This is a genomic window from Amycolatopsis sp. NPDC049868, from assembly GCF_044461365.1.
GTDB lineage: Bacteria > Actinomycetota > Actinomycetes > Mycobacteriales > Pseudonocardiaceae > Amycolatopsis.
This window is the reverse complement of the sequence record NZ_JBITKV010000002.1, coordinates 1063337-1082171: the sequence shown is the minus strand read 5'-3', so window position 1 is coordinate 1082171 and position 18835 is coordinate 1063337. Positions and strand designations below refer to the sequence as shown.

15 protein-coding genes and 1 pseudogene are annotated in these 18835 nt (G+C 68.5%); 4 read left to right on the top strand and 12 right to left on the bottom strand.

From position 1 onward, the window contains the following. Positions 1-2096, bottom strand: a 2096-nt coding sequence (locus ACIBTM_RS13385) for a type I polyketide synthase (RefSeq protein ID WP_395876754.1), incomplete at its 3' end; no start/stop codon positions are given. Between the two features lie 470 nt (positions 2097-2566). Between ACIBTM_RS13385 and ACIBTM_RS13380 the strand changes: the two genes are divergently transcribed. Next, positions 2567-3592 (top strand): methyltransferase, encoded by a 1026-nt coding sequence (locus tag ACIBTM_RS13380; RefSeq protein ID WP_395876753.1) that lies wholly within the window; start codon positions 2567-2569, stop codon positions 3590-3592. Positions 3593-3865: 273 nt separating this feature from the next. Here ACIBTM_RS13380 and ACIBTM_RS13375 read toward each other — a convergent pair whose 3' ends face one another. Then, positions 3866-4852, bottom strand: coding sequence for a transcriptional regulator (locus ACIBTM_RS13375; RefSeq protein ID WP_395876752.1), 987 nt, complete (start codon positions 4850-4852; stop codon positions 3866-3868). A 449-nt stretch (positions 4853-5301) separates the two neighbouring features. Here ACIBTM_RS13375 and ACIBTM_RS13370 point away from each other — a divergent pair, with 449 nt between their 5' ends. Beyond that, positions 5302-5628: a hypothetical protein gene (locus ACIBTM_RS13370; RefSeq protein WP_395876751.1), complete on the top strand. Its 327-nt coding sequence runs from the start codon at positions 5302-5304 to the stop codon at positions 5626-5628. 57 nt (positions 5629-5685) lie between these two features. Here ACIBTM_RS13370 and ACIBTM_RS13365 read toward each other — a convergent pair whose 3' ends face one another. The 6 genes from ACIBTM_RS13365 to ACIBTM_RS13340 form a co-directional block, all read right to left on the bottom strand. After that, entirely contained in the window at positions 5686-6912 is a 1227-nt protein-coding gene (locus tag ACIBTM_RS13365) for a macrolide family glycosyltransferase (RefSeq protein WP_395876750.1), read from the bottom strand. Positions 6913-6981: 69 nt separating this feature from the next. Continuing rightward, positions 6982-7668, bottom strand: a complete 687-nt coding sequence (locus tag ACIBTM_RS13360) for a VC0807 family protein (protein ID WP_395876749.1) — start codon at positions 7666-7668, stop codon at positions 6982-6984. An 11-nt stretch (positions 7669-7679) separates the two neighbouring features. Continuing rightward, positions 7680-8216 carry a hypothetical protein gene (locus ACIBTM_RS13355; RefSeq protein WP_395876748.1) on the bottom strand — a complete coding sequence of 179 codons (537 nt, stop codon included), beginning with the start codon at positions 8214-8216 and terminating at the stop codon, positions 7680-7682. 123 nt (positions 8217-8339) lie between these two features. Next, a complete protein-coding gene (locus ACIBTM_RS13350) occupies positions 8340-8990 on the bottom strand; it encodes a response regulator (protein ID WP_395876747.1) in 651 nt (216 codons plus the stop codon). Beyond that, the gene (locus ACIBTM_RS13345; RefSeq protein WP_395876746.1) at positions 8981-10228 is read right to left on the bottom strand and encodes a sensor histidine kinase; all 1248 of its coding nucleotides are present in this window, start codon (positions 10226-10228) and stop codon (positions 8981-8983) included. Before ACIBTM_RS13345 ends, ACIBTM_RS13350 begins: the two co-directional genes overlap by 10 nt. A gap of 832 nt (positions 10229-11060) precedes the next feature. Further along, on the bottom strand, positions 11061-11384 hold the full coding sequence (locus ACIBTM_RS13340; protein ID WP_395876745.1) for a hypothetical protein: 324 nt from the start codon (positions 11382-11384) through the stop codon (positions 11061-11063). Positions 11385-11474: 90 nt separating this feature from the next. On the opposite strand from ACIBTM_RS13340, the pseudogene ACIBTM_RS13335 reads away from it, so the two are divergent. After that, positions 11475-12259: pseudogene (locus ACIBTM_RS13335) on the top strand (FAD-binding oxidoreductase); the annotation flags it as partial. Between the two features lie 202 nt (positions 12260-12461). On the opposite strand, the gene ACIBTM_RS13330 reads toward ACIBTM_RS13335, so the two are convergent. Continuing rightward, a complete protein-coding gene (locus ACIBTM_RS13330) occupies positions 12462-13025 on the bottom strand; it encodes a MarR family winged helix-turn-helix transcriptional regulator (RefSeq protein ID WP_395876744.1) in 564 nt (187 codons plus the stop codon). Positions 13026-13118: 93 nt separating this feature from the next. Between ACIBTM_RS13330 and ACIBTM_RS13325 the strand changes: the two genes are divergently transcribed. Then, positions 13119-13844, top strand: coding sequence for an SDR family NAD(P)-dependent oxidoreductase (locus ACIBTM_RS13325; protein WP_395876743.1), 726 nt, complete (start codon positions 13119-13121; stop codon positions 13842-13844). 83 nt (positions 13845-13927) lie between these two features. Here ACIBTM_RS13325 and ACIBTM_RS13320 read toward each other — a convergent pair whose 3' ends face one another. The 3 genes from ACIBTM_RS13320 to ACIBTM_RS13310 all read right to left on the bottom strand — a co-directional run bounded on the left by ACIBTM_RS13320 (position 13928) and on the right by ACIBTM_RS13310 (position 18783). Next, positions 13928-14902 carry a transcriptional regulator gene (locus ACIBTM_RS13320; protein WP_395876742.1) on the bottom strand — a complete coding sequence of 325 codons (975 nt, stop codon included), beginning with the start codon at positions 14900-14902 and terminating at the stop codon, positions 13928-13930. Positions 14903-15071: 169 nt separating this feature from the next. Next, positions 15072-15767, bottom strand: a complete 696-nt coding sequence (locus ACIBTM_RS13315; RefSeq protein WP_395876741.1) for a hypothetical protein — start codon at positions 15765-15767, stop codon at positions 15072-15074. Between the two features lie 37 nt (positions 15768-15804). Beyond that, on the bottom strand, positions 15805-18783 hold the full coding sequence (locus ACIBTM_RS13310; protein WP_395876740.1) for a glycoside hydrolase family 3 C-terminal domain-containing protein: 2979 nt from the start codon (positions 18781-18783) through the stop codon (positions 15805-15807). Positions 18784-18835: the final 52 nt, after the last annotated feature.

Genomic DNA, 18835 nt, shown 5'->3' with positions numbered 1-18835 from the left:
ATCGACCCCTCGACCGACAGCCCGGACAAGCCGCGGGACCGCGCGGTCACCACTCGCGCCGCGTCCTCCAGCGACAGCATCCCCGCCACAGTCGCCGCCGCGACCTCACCCTGCGAATGCCCCACCACCGCATCCGGCGTCACGCCCGCGGCCTCCCACACCGCCGCCAACGACACCATCACCGCCCACAACAACGGCTGCACGATCTCCGCCGAGCCCAGCTCCACAGCCCCGGTCAACACCTCACGCGGCGACCAGTCCACACAGGACCCCAACGCCCGCTCGCACTCCACGAACCGGTCGGCAAAAACAGGACTCTCCGCCAGCAGCGCACGACCCATCCCCACCCACTGCGCACCCTGCCCGCCGAACACGAACACCGCACGCACACCAGACCGCGCCACACCACGCACCGGCACACCCGACAGCAACGACTCCCGGTCGCCACCCACCGTCACAGACCGATGCTCAAACAAAGACCGCGTCGCCGCCAGCGACCAACCCACATCCACCGGATCCAGCTCCGCGCGGGCATCGACCCACGCCACCAGCCGATCCCACTGCCCCGCCATCCCGTCAGCCGAACGCCCCGACACCGGCCACGCCGTCGCCTCGCCCGCCACCACCGGAACGCGCTCGACCACCACCGGCAGCTCGTTCTCCGCAACGTCCACATCGGACACCTCTGCGGACTCGGCAGCCTCGTGCCCGGCCGGAGCTTCCTCGAGAATGATGTGCGCGTTGGTCCCGCTCATCCCGAACGACGACACCCCCGCCCGCCGGACCCGCTCCCCCGGCTCCCACGGCACCGGCTCGGCCAGCAGCCGAACCTCGCCCGCCGACCAGTCCACATGCGGGGTCGGCTCGCCCACGTGCAGCGTCCGCGGCAACTGTCCGTTCCGCAGCGCCAGCACCATCTTGATCACCCCGGCCACCCCGGCCGCGGCCTGCGAGTGCCCGATGTTCGACTTCACCGACCCCAGCCAAAGCGGACGGCCCTCCGGCCGCTCCCGGCCGTAGGTCGCCAGCAGCGCCTCCGCTTCGATCGGGTCGCCGAGCGTGGTCGCGGAGCCGTGCGCCTCCACCACGTCGACGTCGGAACCGGACAGCCGCGCGTTGGCCAGCGCGGCGCGGATCACTCGCTGCTGCGAAGGACCGTGGGGCGCGGTCAGCCCGTTCGACGCGCCGTCCTGGTTGATCGCGCTGCCCCGGATCACCGCGAGCACGGGGTGGCCGTTGCGCTGCGCGTCGGAAAGCCGTTCCACCGCCAGCACGCCGGCGCCCTCGGCCCAGCCCGAACCCTCCGCGTCCGCGCTGAACGAACGGCAGCGCCCGTCGGTCGACATGCCCCGCTGGCGCGAGAAGCCGACGAACACGCCGGGCCCGGAGATGACCGTGACCCCGCCGACCAGCGCCAGTGAGCACTCGCCGGAGCGCAGCGCCTGCGTGGCCAGGTGCAGGGCCACCAGCGAGGAGGAGCACGCCGTGTCAAGCGTCACAGCCGGGCCTTCCAGCCCCATCGTGAACGCCACGCGTCCGGAAAGGACACTCGTCGACACCCCGGTGACGAGATGGCCTTCCGAACCGCCGGCCTCGGCCGTGGGGTTGGCGCCGTAGCCCTGGTTGTAGGCGCCGACGAACACGCCGGTCTTGGTGCCGCGCAGGGAATCCGCCGGAATGCCCGCCCGCTCCACGGCCTCCCAGGCCACCTCCAGGAAGAGCCGCTGCTGCGGGTCCATCATCAGCGCTTCGCGCGGGCTGATCCCGAAGAACTCGGCATCGAACCCGGCCGCGTCGTAGACGAAGCCGCCGTGCCGGGCGTATGAGGTGCCCGGATTGTCCGGGTCGGGGTCGTAGAGGTTCTCCAGATCCCAGCCCCGGTCCTGCGGGAACTCGCCGATGGCGTCGGCGCCCTCGGCGAGCAGCTGCCACAGCGCGTCGGGGCTGTGCGCGCCGCCGGGGAACCGGCAGCCCATGCCCACGATCGCGATCGGCTCCTGTCCGCGCTGCTCGACGTCGGCGAGCTGGCGACGGGCCTGTCGCAGGTTGGCCGTCACGAGTTTGAGGTAGTCGCGGAGCTTGTCTTCGTTCGCCATCTGGTCCCAACCTCGCCTGACTACCGGGGTTCTGTCTCTTGCGCACTACAGCGCCGCGGTGGGGCGACCGCGGCGTAATAACAGACGGATTCGCGGCCGCACCCCGAACGGGCGCCCGCACCGTGCGGCCCAGCGCATTTCAGTGACGCGTGTCGAAATCGGCTTCGGTGACCGGAGAGTCCCGCGAGGTTCACGCCGTCGGCCGAGACCCGCGCGCCACCGTGACCCGACGGCGGCGCGCACCCGGAAACTCGAGAGCACCAGTCATGACCTCAGCCTCGTCGTCGGCCGGGAAAAAGCGCAAGGCCGAGAGAGTTGTTCAACTGCCCTTTCCGTGCGGCTGAACGACTTCCGGACGCGCGGGCGGTTGAACGCCCACCCCCGCGACCCCGGTTCTCCTAGTGTGCACAGCACGCCAGCCAATGCACGAGCCTGCCAATTCACCAGCCAGCCGGGGAGAGCCAAGGGCCATGGAAGTGTCACTGCTGAGTCATGTCATGGGGTCGATCTCGTCGGCCGCGATCGGCGCCGTCGCCCGCCTCGGCATCGCGGACGCGCTCGCCGACAGGCCGAAGACCGGCGCCGAGATCGCCGAAGCGATCGAAGCCGACCAGGTCTCGCTGGAATCGCTGATGCAGGCAGTCGCCGCGCTGGGGATCTTCACCGTCGACGAGGACCGCCGCTACGCCAACACCGCCGCCTCCGAGCAGCTGAAATCCGACCACCCGCAGTCCATCCGGCACCTGGCGTCGCTCATCTGCGGCCTCTACGGACAGGCGGCCGCGGGCGGGCTCGCGAAGGCGGTCAAGGACGGCACCGCGGTGATGCCCGCCGCGTTCGGAGTTTCGCTGTACGAGTACCTGGAGAACGACGCCGAGACCTCGCGGATCTTCGACCTCGCCATGCAGGACTGGTCCCGCCCGATCGGCGTGGTGCTGGCCGAGCACGTGCCCTTCGAGAACGTCCGCGTCGTGGTCGACGTCGGCGGCGGCAACGGCGCGCTGCTCAAGACGATCCTGGCGGCCCATCCGCACCTGCACGGCGTGTGCGTGGACCGGCCCGACACCTGCCATCGCGCGGAAGCGGACCTCCAAGCCTCCGACGACGAAGACCTCAAGCAGCGCCTCACCTACCGCCCGGCGGACATCCTGAAGGAAATCCCCGAGGGCGGCGACCTCTACCTGATAAAGAACGTGCTGCACGACTGGAGCTCCGAGAGCAGCGTGCGGATCCTGTCGAACATCCGCACCGCGATGGCCGCCGGCGACAACCCGACGCTGCTGGTCATCGACCCGCTGGCCGAGCACGATTCCGGCGCGGCGTTTCGCAACGTGATCAAGATGGTGGTGGGCGAGACCCACGCCCGCGAACGCACCGAGGCCGACATCCGCCGCGAAGCCGCGGACGCGGGCCTGCACGTCGAGTCGATCACCCCGTGCCCGGCCGACCTCAGCGTCGCCACCTGCAAGCTGGCCGAGGCGCCGGCCCCGGTCTGATCCGCACGTCGAGAACGCCACGGGCCGGGCGCCCGTGGCGTTCCTTTACGTCCGCTGCTGTTTTCACGGTTGTCCGATCCCGTTTCCCCCGGTGTCAGGTTGTTTGTCCGGCTCCGCTTTCTTTCGCACCCCCGGAGCGGAAACGCGCTCCCCCCTGAACCCGAACATTCGGACACCCCGCCTCCGGCCGCGATCCCGAAGCACACACCAGAAAAAGCGGCTCCCCCGCCACACCGGCGGGGGAGCCGCGAAATCCTCTCTCGGGCCGGTGGCTCAGGCCACTCCGCTAGCCCTTGCGCGTCGAGCCAGTTCCTGGGCGAAGTCCTCCCAGATCCGGGAGTTGTCCCGGGACAGCTGAGTGACCATCTCGATGCAATGCGAGGGAACCGACGCCGCGATATCGGTCAACGCCTTCGCGCCCAGCACGTTGTCCCGGAACATCCGCAGCAGCCGACGGCCCAGTTCGCTCTGCCGCAACGACGGATCGCGCATCAGCACTTCCAGAGTGACCGCGGGCGGCACACCCGGTTCGGCCGGCTCCGGCGCGGGCGCGGCAGCCTTCGGGGCGGGCGTTTCGCCACGGTCGCGACGGTCCTGGCTCGGCACCGGACCCGAACCGCGCTCCAGGCGGCGGCGCACGTCGAGCGCGGTCGCGGGCGACACCCCGGCCGTCCTGGCCAGCTGGCGCAGCGACGCGTCCGGGTTCTCCCGCATCAGCTCGGCCACCCGCAGCCGGCCCTTCGTGCTGTTGAGCGGACGGACCTTGCCGTCCCGCCCGACCCGGAAATTCGACTGCGGCACCGAATCCGACGACCGCCGCAGCGCCGCGACGGCCTGCGCGCCGAGCCCGGTGGACTTCGCGATGGCCCGGTCGGACATGGTGGGATGAGAGCGGAGGATCCGCAGCGCGGCGGCGGAGCGGTCGGCTTGGGTCAACGGCAGACCGTGCTCGACGTTCGCCTCCACCGATTTGAGGAACGCGTCTTCCGGGCTGCCGTCGAAGAACTCGACGGCGATGGTGTGCTCGCCCTTGAGCGAGGCCGCCATCAGCCGGTGGATGCCGTCCACGACCCGCATCGTCGCGCGGTCCACCTGGATCGGCGGCAGCATCGTCTCCATCGCCGCCAGGCGCAGCACGTGCACCTTGTCCTCGCCGTTGAGCCGAGGCGAATCGCCGGGGAGCAGGCGCACGATCGGCACCGCGTACACCCCCGGCCCGATCAGGTCGTAATCCTGCGGACCCGTTTCGGCAGAAGACACGTCGCTGTCTGCAAGCAACACTGTGCGAACCCCCATATGACGATGGAAAACCGGGGCGGACAGAGAATGGGAACGCCTTCCGTGACCGCGCCCACAGCGACCGCGCCGCAGCCGTCCGCCCCCAGACGCGGCCGCGCGAAAAACGGTCCCCATTATCACGGCAAACGTCGCCGGACTTACCGGAAACATTCGCCGGAACACCCGCCTTCATTGGCGGATGCCTCGCTTCCGACACTATTTCCGCGCCGACCCCCCAGCAACCCCTAGCCGATCACCCGGCACCCCTTACCGGGCCCGCACCGCCCCTCGAATCGGCGGGGCGGGCAGTTGAACACCGGGCTGAACACCCGCGCGGCTGCGTATCTTTCGAGACGGGTGCGTGGAGCAGGTCGTGTCCGGGTGCCCGCCTACCGTTCACAATGCTTGGCAACGTTGAGAGGTGACGTTACGTGGGGCACAAGTTTTCCCTCGTCCTCAGCCGCGAGATCACCGAAGAAGAGTCGGTCACGCTGAAGGAGCTGGGGTTCGGCGAGGCGACGTTCGGCACCGACTCGCTCCCGACCAACGCGGACATTCAGGTCACCAAGGTCGATTTCGACGAGACCGTTTCGCCGACGCTCGCCGAGGCGATCGAAGCGGCGCTCGCCGCGGTCAAGAAGGTCCCGGACCTGACCGTGCCCGGCCTGTCCGTGCCCGCCGTGCCGAAGCAGGCGTCGGAAGGCGATGTGATCGAAGGCGAGACCGTCGAGGCGGCCGTGGGCGCCGACAAGGCGTGAGGCGCGCACGAGAGCGCGGCGACCCGGCCGAGACCGGGTCGCCGCGCTCTCGTGCGTTCAGTCCGGCAGCGCGTCCGCCGCTGTTCGGTCCAGTTGCGCCAGCAACGCGTCCGCCGCCAGCACCGCGCCGCGACGTTCCCGCAGCTTGGCACTGATTTCGTCGAGGTTCGCGCGGATCCGCTCGTCGGCGGCGACCGCTTCCACGCTCTCCCGCAGCCGCGCCGCGGTCAGCTCCTCCGGCGCGAGGACCGTGCCGAAGCCCAGCTCCGCGGCGCGTTCGGCGTTGATCAACTGCTCAGCCTGTTGCGGCACCCCGACCAGCGGGACCCCGAAGAACAACGCCTCCATCGTCGAGTTCATGCCGCAGTGCGAGACGAACGCCGAGGCCTCGCGCAGCACTTCGAGCTGCGGGAAATGCGGTCGCACGTCGATGTTGCCCGGCAACGGGCCCAGCTCCGCGAGGTCGACCTCCGCGCCCACCGACATCGCCACCTGCCATTCCGTGCCGCCGAAAGCGTCCAGGCAGCTGCGGTAAAATTCCAGGTTGTCGTTGAACAAAGTCCCGAGCGAGATGTACAGCAGCGGGTTCCCGGCGGGCTGCCAGTTCCCGGCGTCGGGTCGTTCGACGATCGTCGGCCCCGGGAAACGGAACCGGTCGTCGAAAGTCTCCCCCTTGATCTGGAATTCCCGGGGGATGAAAACGAGGTTGTGGTCGGCCGGATAGTCGAACATGTCGTAATCGGGGTCGACCCCGTTTTCCTCGGCGAAAGCGCGGACCTTGCGGCCCACCTCCTGCACGGCGCCGACGACCACCTCGACCGAGGCCGGGTCCGAAAGCGCTCCTTCGATGCCCATCACGGTGGCACGGAGCGAGAATTCCTTGTTGCTGGCGTGGGTGGGATGCATGGCGGCCAGCGGGACGCCGAGTTTCTGCGCGACCATCCGGCCGACCGGCGTCATCGCGTCGACACAGAACAGCTCGGGCCGGTCCGCGGCGAAATGCTCCACCAGCCGGGGGAAGACCTCGACGACCGATTCGTAGAACTCCTCGAACCGCAGGCCGACGGTGCCGGCGTCGAGGAGTTTGCCGTCCCCGGGCGGCAACGGCAGCCGGAACGGAGCCGGCACCGGCTCCGCACCCGCCGCGGCGACCTGGTCGAGCCGGGCCGGCGCGGTCGCGTAACTGACCCGGTGTCCGCGCGCGACCAGTTCGGACACCAGCGGCAGCGCGGGATTCACGTGGCCCTGCGCCGGGATGCTGACGAAAGCGATGTGTTTGCCCATGGATGTGCCCCTCTGCGAGATTCCCAGAACAGTGGTGGGGACCGGATCAGGAAAAGCCGGGGACTCCGCTCACATGTACGGGACGCCCGCTTCGACCTCGACCGCTTCGGCGAAACCCTTGCGGCGCGCGTAGATCCGGGTGGCGACCTCGATCACAATGTACACACCGATGAACTGCAGACCGCTGATCAGCGGCACGCTGTCGATCGGCAGGGTGTAGGCCAGCAGCACCCGCACCCCGGCGTCGAGCACCAGCACCACGCCCCAGATCGCGGTGATGACCCGGATGATGTGCCGGTAAGTCGGCGATTTGGCCCATTTGAGATCGGCGCGCTCGCGGGCCTCGTCGGACATCATCGACCGGGTGAGCTGGAAGATGAACGGCATCCGCAGCAGGCTGAGCAGGATCCAGCCGCCGATCACCACCGTCAGCAGGCCGTCCTTGGCCAGCAGCAGCCGCGGGCTCCCGGTGACGAAGGAGATGACGATGCTGAACAGCATGACGCTCAGCGAAAACAGCGCGGTGACGTCGATCTTGCGTTGTTTGACGACCGTGTACACCGCGCGGAGCAGGGCGGGCGCCATGCCGATGGCGAGCGCGACCCACTGGTTGAGCCCCGCGCCGCGCAGACCGTAGAACAGCGCCATCGGGGCCGCCACGTTGATGCCGAGGTTGAGCAGCATCTCGCGGCGGATGTTCTTGGACTCGTGCTCGCTCGAGACGGACTGCACCGTGCTCGTCTGGCTGATGTTCACTGGAATTCCTTTCAGGGGAAGAAAATCAGCTGCCGATGGTCGGTTCGGGTGCGGACGGGGGCGGGCAGCAGCGCGTCGGGCGTCCAGCCGCCGTCCGGCCGGTCCGCGCGGACGCGGTCGACCAGGACGAACCAGGCGGTCACCGTGACCGTGAGGCAGGCCGCCATGGTCAGCGCGAGCCGCAGCGGCTCAACGAGCGCCGCGGCCGCCGAAGCCCCGCGCCTCCGGCGGGCGAGCGCGGCGGCGGTGTAGGCGACCGGCGGGCACACCGCCACCGCCCAGCGCAGCGCCCGCGCGTAGTCGGGATAGGTCTCCGGGCTGATCAGCACCGTGGCGCGGTCGGCGTAGTGCGTGGCCAGCCGGCGGGGGTCGCCGAGGTCCCCGAGCGTGGAGTACTCGGCCTCGTAGGTCGATTCGCCCAGTGCGATGCGTTCGTCGATTTCACTGGTGATCACGGCGCGCAGTTCCCGTTCGAGCTGCGGCCGCGCCCGACACGACACGTGCCGCAAAGCGGCGGCCACGTACCGGTCGGTCAACGTCGCGATCATGCTGCCTCCTTTCGAATGAACTGAGAGTGGTTGATCCTGTTCGCTGTGTAAGCGGCTGAGGGCATGACGAAACCCGGGCGCCGGAGACCCGTGGGGACCGGTGCCGCTGGCCCGCCGGACTGGCTAGCTGGCTCTGTTCAGGTAGGCGAGGACCGCCAGCACGCGGCGGTTGCTGCTGTCGTCGTCGGTGATGCCGAGCTTGCCGAACAGGGAGGTGGTGTACTTGCTGATCGCGCTGTCGCCGAGGAAGAGACGCTTGGCGATCGCCTGGTTGGACAGCCCTTCGGCCATCAGGCCGAGCACCGAGTGTTCACGTTCGGTCAGTGCTTCCAGTCTGCGGTTCGAACTGCCGCTGGCAAGCAGTTTGCTGATCACCACCGGGTCCATCGCGGTGCCGCCGCCCGCCACGCGCTCCAGCGCGTCCATGAACTGGTCGGCGTCGAACACGCTTTCCTTCAGGAAGTACCCGACGCCGCCGGTGCCGTCGGCCAGCAGTTCGCGGGCGTAGAGCTGTTCGACGTGCTGGGAGAGGATCAGCACCGGCAGGCCCGGCATCTCGTTGCGGGCGGCCAGCGCCGCGCGCAGCCCCTCGTCGGACTGGGTCGGCGGCATCCGGACGTCGAGGATGGACACGTCCGGCTTCAGGGTCCGCAGGGCTTCCAGGGTCTCCGGGCCGGTGGAGGCCGTGCCGACCACCGTGTGGCCGTACGCCTCCAGCAGGCGGACCATTCCGTCCCTCAGCAGATACAGGTCCTCGGCAACGACTACTCGCACGGCACGCTCATCCTCACTCGGGTCGGACCGCCCACGGGGCTGGTGATCTTCAGGTCGCCATCGAACACCGCCAGGCGCCGCCGCAGTCCGGCGAGCCCCCCGCCGTTCTGTTCGTTCGCCCCGCCCTTGCCGTCGTCCTCCACTTCGATGGCGATGCTGGTGGAGTCCCGGGCGATCAGGACGGTCGCCTTCGTCGCGCTCGCGTGCTTGGCCGCGTTGGTCAGCAGCTCGGCGACGCCGAAGTACAGCGCGGACTCGATGGGCGCGTCCAGGCTCAGCTGCACATCCGTGCTGACTGTCGTTTCGAGCGGGCTGTCCAGTGCGAAAGCGCGCACCGCGTCGGTCAGTCCTCGTTCGTTCAGCACCGCGGGCCGGATGCCGCGGACGAGTTCGCGGAGTTCGGACAGCGAGGCGGCCGCACCGGCCCGCGCATCCCGCAGCAGCGCCCGCGCACTTTCCGGGTCGGTCTCCATGAGTTTTTCCGCGGTGGCCAGCGAAAGCCCGAGCCCCACCAGCCGCGCCTGTGCGCCGTCGTGCAGGTCGCGCTCGATCCGGCTGATCTCCGCGGCCTGCGCGACCGTGGTGTCCGCGCGCTGGGCGGTCAGCTCGTCCACCCGGTCGGCCAGGATCATCGCGGGCGAGCCGCGCAGGAACCGATCGGTCACGGGCGCGATGACCCGCCAGGCGTAGGGCGCGGCGCCCACCGCCGCGACCAGGCCGACCCCCGCGAGCAGGATGCTGGCCAGGCCCGGATCGAGGATCCCCCAGACCAGGCAGGCGACCCCGGCGAGCGGGACGGCCGCCACGATCCCGGCCGTGAACGGCGCGATCCAGACGAATCGCAGATCGCGCCAAGTGGCGGGGTCGCTCCAGAGCATCCGCAGCCGCTGGTCCTTTTCGGCCTCGCGGCGGCTCTTCGCGTACGAGGACCCGTTCCACCAGTACCCGGTGGACATCTGCACCGCCGGCACCGGTTCCCGGTACCCGCCGGGCACGACCACGCCGGTCCAGCTCCGGCGGAAGAACCGGAAGGTCCAGCAGATCGGCCGGGCGAGCAGGAAGGTGGCCACCACCGCCCACAGCGCGGGCGCGGTCGCCGCCCACGGGCTGCCCCACGCGATCATCAGCCACACCGCGGCGGCCCACATGGCCGGGACGACCATGCTGACCGCGGTCAGCGCCGCTGCCCGCCAGAACCCCGTTCCGGCGTCCGCCGCCCACTTCACCAGCCCTCGCATGGCCACGTCCTTTTCCTGTTCGCGCCGGTCCCGTCGATCGGATCTGCGACAAGTCTGCACCGCGAGGTGACCCATTGTCCGCACCGAGCCACCCGGAGTAGGGCTAGCCCCACCAGGCTGGGCGCACAAGCCCCCGCCCCTTGACCCACCCGAGGCCGACACAACCGCCGAATCGGACGTTTCCGACCTGCCGCGCCGCCCGTTCGGCCCAGCACCGGCGCACGCGCCTGGGCGGCCGAAAAACCCAACCTCCTCGACGTCGCCGCCTCCCGCGCCAAACGCCGCCTCTCCATCATCGGCAACCACGACAACTGGAAGCACCTCCGCTACTTCAACTTCCTCGCCACCACCATCCCCGCCGACCGGCAGTAGCGTCAGACCTGAGGCGGTCCGGCAGATCGATCACTGCGGCGAGTGCGTTGCGCAACAGAAGCTGAGTATGCAGACGACTGCTGCTCAGGTTTGTCCCGCCTCTCGCACCGGCGGATCAGGTGCTCGCGGAAACACTCTTCGACGAGAGCCCGGACGTGGTCGCACAGATAACCTCGACGTCACCGGGCTCGCCCACACCCTGCACATCCGGGACGGCATCGCCGCCGAAGGAAAACGATGGATCGAACGCGACCCATACCTCACCAAGCCCCTCAAAGGACTCGCGGACGAGCTCAACCGTCCGAACCCGCCGAGCGCTAACGGCGCGAAAGCCCATAATTAGGAGAAACGGGAGACGAAGGCCTGCAGAACCAGAGGAGCGCCTGGTCAGGAGCTAGTTCGATCTTCCTGACATGGAAGTACTCACTCGCCGGCTACAGACACACTCAACTACCAGTCACTACTTCAACCAAAGGCGTGTGGATAGTGAGCAGCACGCCCCTCGGACACACGCAGTATCTACACCGGGGCTGGTCATCGCATAGATGGCCAGCTCTTTTGGTTCGTAGCGTAACTCCAGGTTCAGCCGCTGGTAGAGCCGGGCCAGCCCGGCTGGCTTCGCATCGGCGAGCATCGCTCCGACATCACCGAGCGAATCGATCATCGCGTAGATCTCTCCGTCTGTGACTCTCCGGCTCGCAGGCGCTCCGTCCAGCTCGGCCTTCGCCGCAACTCGCTCCGCGTGTGCCTGGTTCATGGCATCGACGACGGCCGTGGGATCCACCCCTGCCCCGATAGCTTCCTGGAACCGGCGAAGTCGCGCTTCCGCGTCCGCCAGTCGGCGCCGAGCCGCCTCATGCGCACCTCCGAGTCCAGGTCTGCCTGCGCCGAGCACGCCCTGTGGTACCCGCCGGACCCCGCGAGCGCACCGTGGTCGACCATCGGCGGCAACGTCGCCACCAACGCGGGCGGACTGTGCTGCGTGAAGTACGGCGTCAACCGGCGACTACGTCCTGGGCCTGGAGTTCGTGACCGGGACCGGCGAACTCGTCCGTGTCGGCCGCCGCACCGCCAAAGGCGTCGCCGGTTACGACCTCGCCGGGCTCATGGTCGGCTCCGAAGGCACGCTCGGCGTCATCACCGAAATCACCCTGCGGCTGTGCCCTGCCCGCCAGCCCGAACACACCGTCGTGGGCTACTTTTCCTCCGTCGTCGACGCGGGGAACGCGGTTGCCGCCGTCGCCGACGCCGGGTTGGTGCCCTCCGCGCTGGAACTGATCGACCGGCACTGCCTGGCCGCGGTCGACGAGTGGAAGCACATGGGCCTGTCGACCGAGGCCGACGTCGTGTTGCTGGGCCGCACCGACAGCGCTGGTCCGGCGGGCGAACGAGAAGCCGAGGCGATGCTGGCCTGTTTCGAGAAGGCGGGTGCGACATTCGCGGCGCGCTCGACCGACCAGCAGGAGGCCGACGCGCTGTTCGACGCGCGGCGGCGCTGGACCTGGGCGGCACGGTGACCGGCGAGCACGGAGTCGGTCTCTCAAACGGGAAGGGTTGGCCGCCGAGGCCGGGCCCGCCGTGCTGGCGCTCAGCCGGGCGGTCAAGGACACGTTGGACCCGCACGGGATCTTCAATCCCGGCAAGGTAGTGGCGACCTAGCGGGAAGGGTCGTAGGCGGAATCTCCGATTGGGCGATGGCGAAGTCGTCGAAGAAGTCTGGCCACGTAACGAAAACTGGCGGAGCGCACCGCGCGCGCGAGGTTCTGAGCACGTTGCCGCCGACTCGACGGCTGAACCCGGATCAGGCGCAACGGGTCGTCCGGCATTTCACCCGCTTGCTCTGATCCGCACCCGGCGGGGTTCAGAGCCCCGAACCGACATCACCGACATGCGAAACACCGTGATCGTTGCATCGGCCCTGGACCTCGCCGAGGAGCACGCGTAGCAGTGCGGAGAGCTGGGCGCGCTGCTCGTCGCTCAGCCCGGAGATCAGCTCGAGCTCCCGCTCCAGCACCCGATCGACCGTCTGCTCCACCAGGGCGTGCCCGGCCGGGGTCAGTGTCACGTACACGCTGCGGCCGCGCGGTTCGGTGTGCCGCTCGACCAGCCCCTCGCGTTCCGCGCGGGCCACCCGCTGCGAAATCGCCCCCGCCGTGACCAGGGTCAGCCTCGCCAGCTCCCTGGTCGTCAGCGAGTACGGCGGTGAGCTGCGCCGGAGCATGCTGAGCAGGTCCAGCGTGGCCGAATCGACGTCGGAGTCCAGCAGGACGCGGCGCCGGTCCTCGCCGAACAGCTTCGCCAGCTGCCACACCCGGGTCACGATCCCGATGGACTCGGTCGACGTGCCGGGCCGTTCGCGCTGCCATGCCGCCTCGATCTCGTCCGCGGCGTCCGGCGTGGGGTCCTTTTCGGACGCTGCACTCATCCCAGACCTCCACCGCGGTTGTCGGCTGCACGACGCACAGCCTATCATTTAGGTCTAAACGTGAGTTGAGACTGGCGAACACAAGGAGGCTAGATGACCCGGACGATCCTGGTCACCGGCGGGGGAACCGGCATCGGCAGGGCCGTGGCGGCGAGATTCGCGGCGTCCGACGCCGTCGTGCACATCACCGGCCGCCGCAAGGACGTACTGGTCTCGGCGGCGGCCGACCTCGGCTCGTCGGTCCGGCCGCTCGTCTGCGACGGCACCGATCCCGAACAGGTGACCGCCGCGCTGGACGCGCTGGACGGGCCGATCGACGTACTGGTCAACAACGCGGGCGGCAACACCGACTTCGACCTCCCCGAGCAGGACGGGCTCGCCGGGGTCCTCGCGCACTGGCGGGCCAACCTGGACGCCAATCTGATCAGCGCGGTGCTGACCACCACCGCTGTCCAGGACAAGCTGACCGAAGGCGGATCGGTGATCCACATCGGGTCCATCGCCGCGGACCAGGGCGCCGGATCGTACGGCGCGGCCAAGGCGGGACTCGCGTCGTGGAACGTCGACCTGGCCAAGCAGCTCGGGGCCCGCAAGATCACCGCGAACGTGGTTTCGCCGGGATACATCCGCGAGACCGAGTTCTTCCGGGACAAGCTCCCCGCCGAGCGGGCCGAGCAGCTGATCGACGCGACCAGCACCGGCCGCGCCGGGATTCCCGCTGACATCGCCGAAACGGTGTACTTCCTCGCTTCCGCCGGTGCCCGGCACATCACCGGGCAGACTTTCGGTGTCAACGGCGGCGCCCACCCGACCAGGTAAGGACGAGAATGGTTGCCGTCGCGGAAATATCCCCACCCGGCAGCCGTCGCGCTCCAGCGGTGAGTCGCGGGCAAGACGTGGTGCTATGCCGCCACGTGGAGATCCGCGATCCGGTCGGCGAGGTCGCGTGCGTCGGCGTTGGTCCGGCGCCGGTGCGCCTGCGCCCACAGCGGCCGCAGCCGGTCGGTGAGACGGGTGGAATTCAGGCTCGCCGCACCGGCCAATGCCGCGTCGGCCACCTCGACCGCGTGGTCGGCATCGCCGTTGACGAGGTGACTCGTGGCCAACATCGTCAGGCAGAACGCTTTGCTGCGCGCCATGGCGTCAGTGTAGGAGTTGACCACCTCGGTCAATTCGGTGATCGCCGCGGCGGCGTAGCCGGGATCCGCGGTGGTGGCGAGTTCGTTGTGCACCGTACCGGCCATCGCCATGAGGTCGGTCTCGCCGAAGAACGCCACATACGGCGGAACGTCGGTCAGATCGGCTTCGTCGAACGCCGCCCGCGCCCGGCCGAGCCATGCGGTCGCCTGACGGCAGTCGCCGAGCATCGCGTACGCCCAGGCCATATTCGCGCGCAGCACACTCACCATCAGCGACGAGCCGCCTGCCGCCGCCACGCGCTCGCCGCGCCGGAACGCGGCAAGTGCCGGCCAAGGCTCGTTGTAGTGCAGGAAAACCCGCCCCTTGCGGTAGCAGATATTCGACACCAACACGACATCGTCGCCGGCACCGGCCAAGTCCAGTGCCCGATCGAACGTGGCGTGCGCGAGATCGGCGCGGCCCGAGTCGAACGCGGTCCACCCCACCAGATTCGTCAGATCCGCCAACGCCGCGGACAACCGCCGCCGCACCGCATCACCGCAGATCCCGGCGAGCAGACGTGACGCCCACATCTGCTGAACCGCCACGGCATCCGAGCACCACCCACCGCCGTAGCGGTAGTCAAGCGCGCGGAAAGTCCTGGTCCTGGCCTCGACCTGCCGCACGTCCCCGAGCCCGAGACGGCCACGGGCAACCACCGGGCGAGAAGGCTGACACATGGCGGGCTCGTGACGCATGACACTCACCTCAGGGTTCAAGCGGCAGTTGCTCGGATTTCACCCCAACATCCCGCACTTCGTGCACCCGTTCGAGAGGCGAAAGTCCTCGGCCGACCGGTGAGAACAGACCAGTTGCCACACCACGCCCTCGACCAACTCGTCCGATATCGCGACCCCCGGTCACCGATCAGGACGAGGCTACGGAATAGCTGTTCGCCGCGAAGTTCATGCCACCACTGGACGACGTGATCTCGAAGCCGAACTGGACCTCACCGACCGTCACGTCGCCGTACCAGCCACGATTCTTGATCCAGTTCAGCACGGCCAGCACGTCCACCGAACCCGCGTTCGTGTCGGAGGTGCGCAGGAAGGAGAACACCGCGTTGGCGCCGTTGCTCCCCCGGTAGACGTCCCAGGTGTGGCCACCGACGGAAACCGTGGTCTCCTTCGAACCGATCGCACCCACCGCGCCCTGCTTGTTCATCCACAGCATGATCTCGTAGGCGTTGTTGTTCGCCCAGATGTCGTACGCCGTCGCGTAGGCGCCACCACCCGGCCTGGAAACGTTGAAACTGCTGGAAAGGCTCCGCAGCCCGCTCAACTGGCGGCCGACGTGCTTCGCCGAATGCGGATACGACTTCACCCCGCCGGTGTTCGGGTGGTCCGCCCAGACACCGAAGTTGCTGTAGGAGTTCGCCCAGATCGATTGCGGGCCGGCGCCGCCGCCCCAGACGTTGTTACGGACGGTGTAGCCGCCGTTCGACCAGGTCCCCCACTTGTCCGAAGAACTCCAGGTGGCGGCCTGCGCCGTCCCGCCCATCACCAGGACGGCGACCAACGCCATGACGACACTGCCCATAAAGAATCGTGCTTGCCTGCGCATAGCCGGGTTCCTTTCGTGTCATTTCACCAATGGACCGCTACCGAAGGGAAAACGTGCTGATTCTCGAGTCGGACGTGAAGACGAGATAGACGTCGTGCCGTCCACTCAGGCCGGACACCGTCGCACTGGTGGTCGAGTACGTGTACTTGTTGCCGGTACTGACGATCCGCGCGGTTCCGGCGAGTCTGCCGTGCGGGCCGCCGAGCCGGATTTCCACGGTGGACGTTCCCGGTTCGGCGCGAGCCGTCCGGGCGGTGAAGGTCCTTGCCCCGGCACGGAAGTCCACGTCGCTGAAGCGCAGCCAGTCTCCCGCGCCGACGCCGACCGCGTCCCCGCGGACCTTGCTTTCGTCGACCAGTTCGACGCCCGAGTAGTCGTCGAAGTCGATCGCCCTGGTGTCCCTGGTCAGGTCACGCGGCGGGATCTGCTCGCCTCGTACGGGGAGCGCGGAGCGCAGCCTGACATCGGAAGCGGACGCCCCGACCATGACTTCGTGGACGGACGATTCCAGTACCCATTTGCCCCGGGTGACGTCCCAATGCCGGAGGTCGGGCACCGACAGGCGCACCGTCTTGCTCTGTCCGGGTTCGAGGTTCACTCGTTGGAAGGCGCGGAGCTGCTGATTCGGCTGCTTGTCCCGGGACACGAGCTGGCGGGTGTAGAGCTGCACCACTTCGTCACCGGCGCGTTCGCCGGTGTTGGTCACCTTCACCGTCGCTTCGAACGTCCCTTGTGGACCCGGTTTGCCGAGGCGCAGGTCGCTGTAGCGGAAGTTCGTGTAGGACAGTCCATGCCCGAAGGCGTAGAGCGGATCGCCGGTGAAGTACTGGTAGGTGCTGCCGCGTTTCATGATGTCGTAGTCGAGGATGTCCGGGAGGTCGGCGTCCGAGCGGTACCAGGTCTGGGTGAGCCGGCCCGCCGGGTTCACGTCCCCGTACAGCACGTCGGCCAGGGCGTTGCCGGTCTCCTGGCCGGCGTGCGAGGTCCACAGGATCGCCGGGATGTTCTCCTGTTCCCAGTTCAGCGTCGTGGGATAGCTGTTCTCGACCACAACGACGGTGTTCGGGTTCGCCTCGCGCACAGCTTTGATCAACTCGCGCTGGCTCTCCGCCAGTGCCGTCGTGGTGCGGTCATGGTCTTCCCTGCCGTTGATGAACGGCATGCTGCCCACCACCACGACCGCCGTTTCGGCCGATCGCGCCGTCTTCACCGCGCTGTCGATCCCGGAAATGACCTGCTCCTTGCGGAACTTGGTCGCTCCGGCCGCGTCCGGTGAGCCCAGGGTGAGCGTGCCGTCGGCGGCGACCGTGAGATAGATGTTCGGGCCGTCCCAGTCGTTCGGGACTTCGTAGCCGGCGTACCTGATCACGACCGTGCCGTCCCCCGCGTCCTCCAGCTTGAACTGCTGGTGGACGAACCAGTCCCGCGGCTGCGGTGCCTGGTTGACGAACCGGCTGGTGGCGTCCGCGAGGTTCTGCCGCTCGACGTACTTGCTGTTGGCGACACCGCGCAAGGTCAGCACGCCGTCGCCCCAGCCGAAGACGTCGAACTGTTCCGTGGCGCCGGCGCTGGTGGGGCCGGTCTTGAGCACCGCGCCCGTCTCGCCCGCGCCGCCGCTGAGGTACTTGCCGGTGACGGCGTCGCGCAAGGCGATCCTGTCGACGGCCTCGGTGTCGGTGACCCGCGCCCCGGCGCCGAGCCGCGCGCGAATCCCGTCCACCGGGGTCACCTTGTACGGCAGTCCGCCGGAGTACCAGTCGGTGTACAGGGTCTTCTCCAGCGGTCCGATGACCGCGACGCTCCGCTTCGGATCCAACGGCAGGGTGCCGCGGTCGTTTTTCAGCAGCACCATGGCGTCGCCTGCCGCCTTGCGGGCGAGTTGCCGGTGCGCGGGGCTGTTGACCACGTCCTTGCCGATCTTGGCGTACGGGCCGCCGTCCGGGTCGAACTCGCCGAGCCGGAAGCGGACGCTCAGGACGTGCTTCACCGCCTTGTCGATGTCGGCTTCGGCGAGCATCCCCTTGGCCAGCGCGGAGGTGACGATCCTGATGGTGTTCGCGGGGTCCTGGTTGTCGACGGTGAACCCGTCGAGACCGGCCTTGAGTGCGGCAGCGAACCCTTCCTCGCTGGTGCCGAAGTACTTCTGTGAGCCGTTCAGGTTGTGCGGGCCGGCGGCGTCACTGACGTTGTAGAGCGTCTTGCCGGTCCACGACCGCACCACCTCGTCGAGATCGGGATTGACCGTCGCCGGCCGTCCGTTGACGAGGTTGTACGAGCTCATCACGCCGGTCGCCGCGTCGGCCGCGATCGCGGGTTTGAACGCCTGCTCGTCGTATTCCCGCAGAACCCGTGGACGCAGGTTGGACGACGTCGTGGTGCGGTCGACCTCGTTGTTGTTGGCCAAGTAGTGTTTCAGGACCGGAGCGGTCTTGAGGTACTGAGGGTGGTCACCGACCATGCCCTTTCCGTACGCCGTCGAAATGGCCCCGGTCAGCAGGGGATCTTCGGAGTACCCCTCCTCGTTGCGTCCCCATCGTGGGTCACGCAGCAGGTTCACCACCGGCGCCCACAATTGGAGGCCCCAGAAACCGGGGTCCTGCGAGTGGTAACCCCGCGCTTCGTCACCGACGACCGATCCGACCCGTTCGATCAACGCCGGATTCCAGGTCGAGGCCAGCCCGATCGCCTGCGGGAAGACCGTGGCGTTCGCGGTCACGACGGTGCCGTTCGTCCGCTCCGTCGTCCAGCCGAGGCCGTGGAGCGCTTCGGTTCCCGTTTTGAACTCGGGCACCCCCAGGCGCGGTATCGCCGGCTGGAACTGGTGCAGCAACGAGACTTTCTCGGCAAGAGTCAGCCGCCGGACCAGATCGTCCACCCTCGCCGTCAGCGGAAGGCCGGGATCGCGGAACGGGTAGTCGTCCGCGAGCGCCGGGGAAGTGAGTCCCACCAGCAGGGCGACCGTCGTGGTGAACATACCCATCCGGCGGAAGCGGAGGGAGAAAGCTGCTCTGCGCATGGGAACTCCGTCACTATCGAAGCGCTTCGATGAACTTCGTGGAGATATCCGT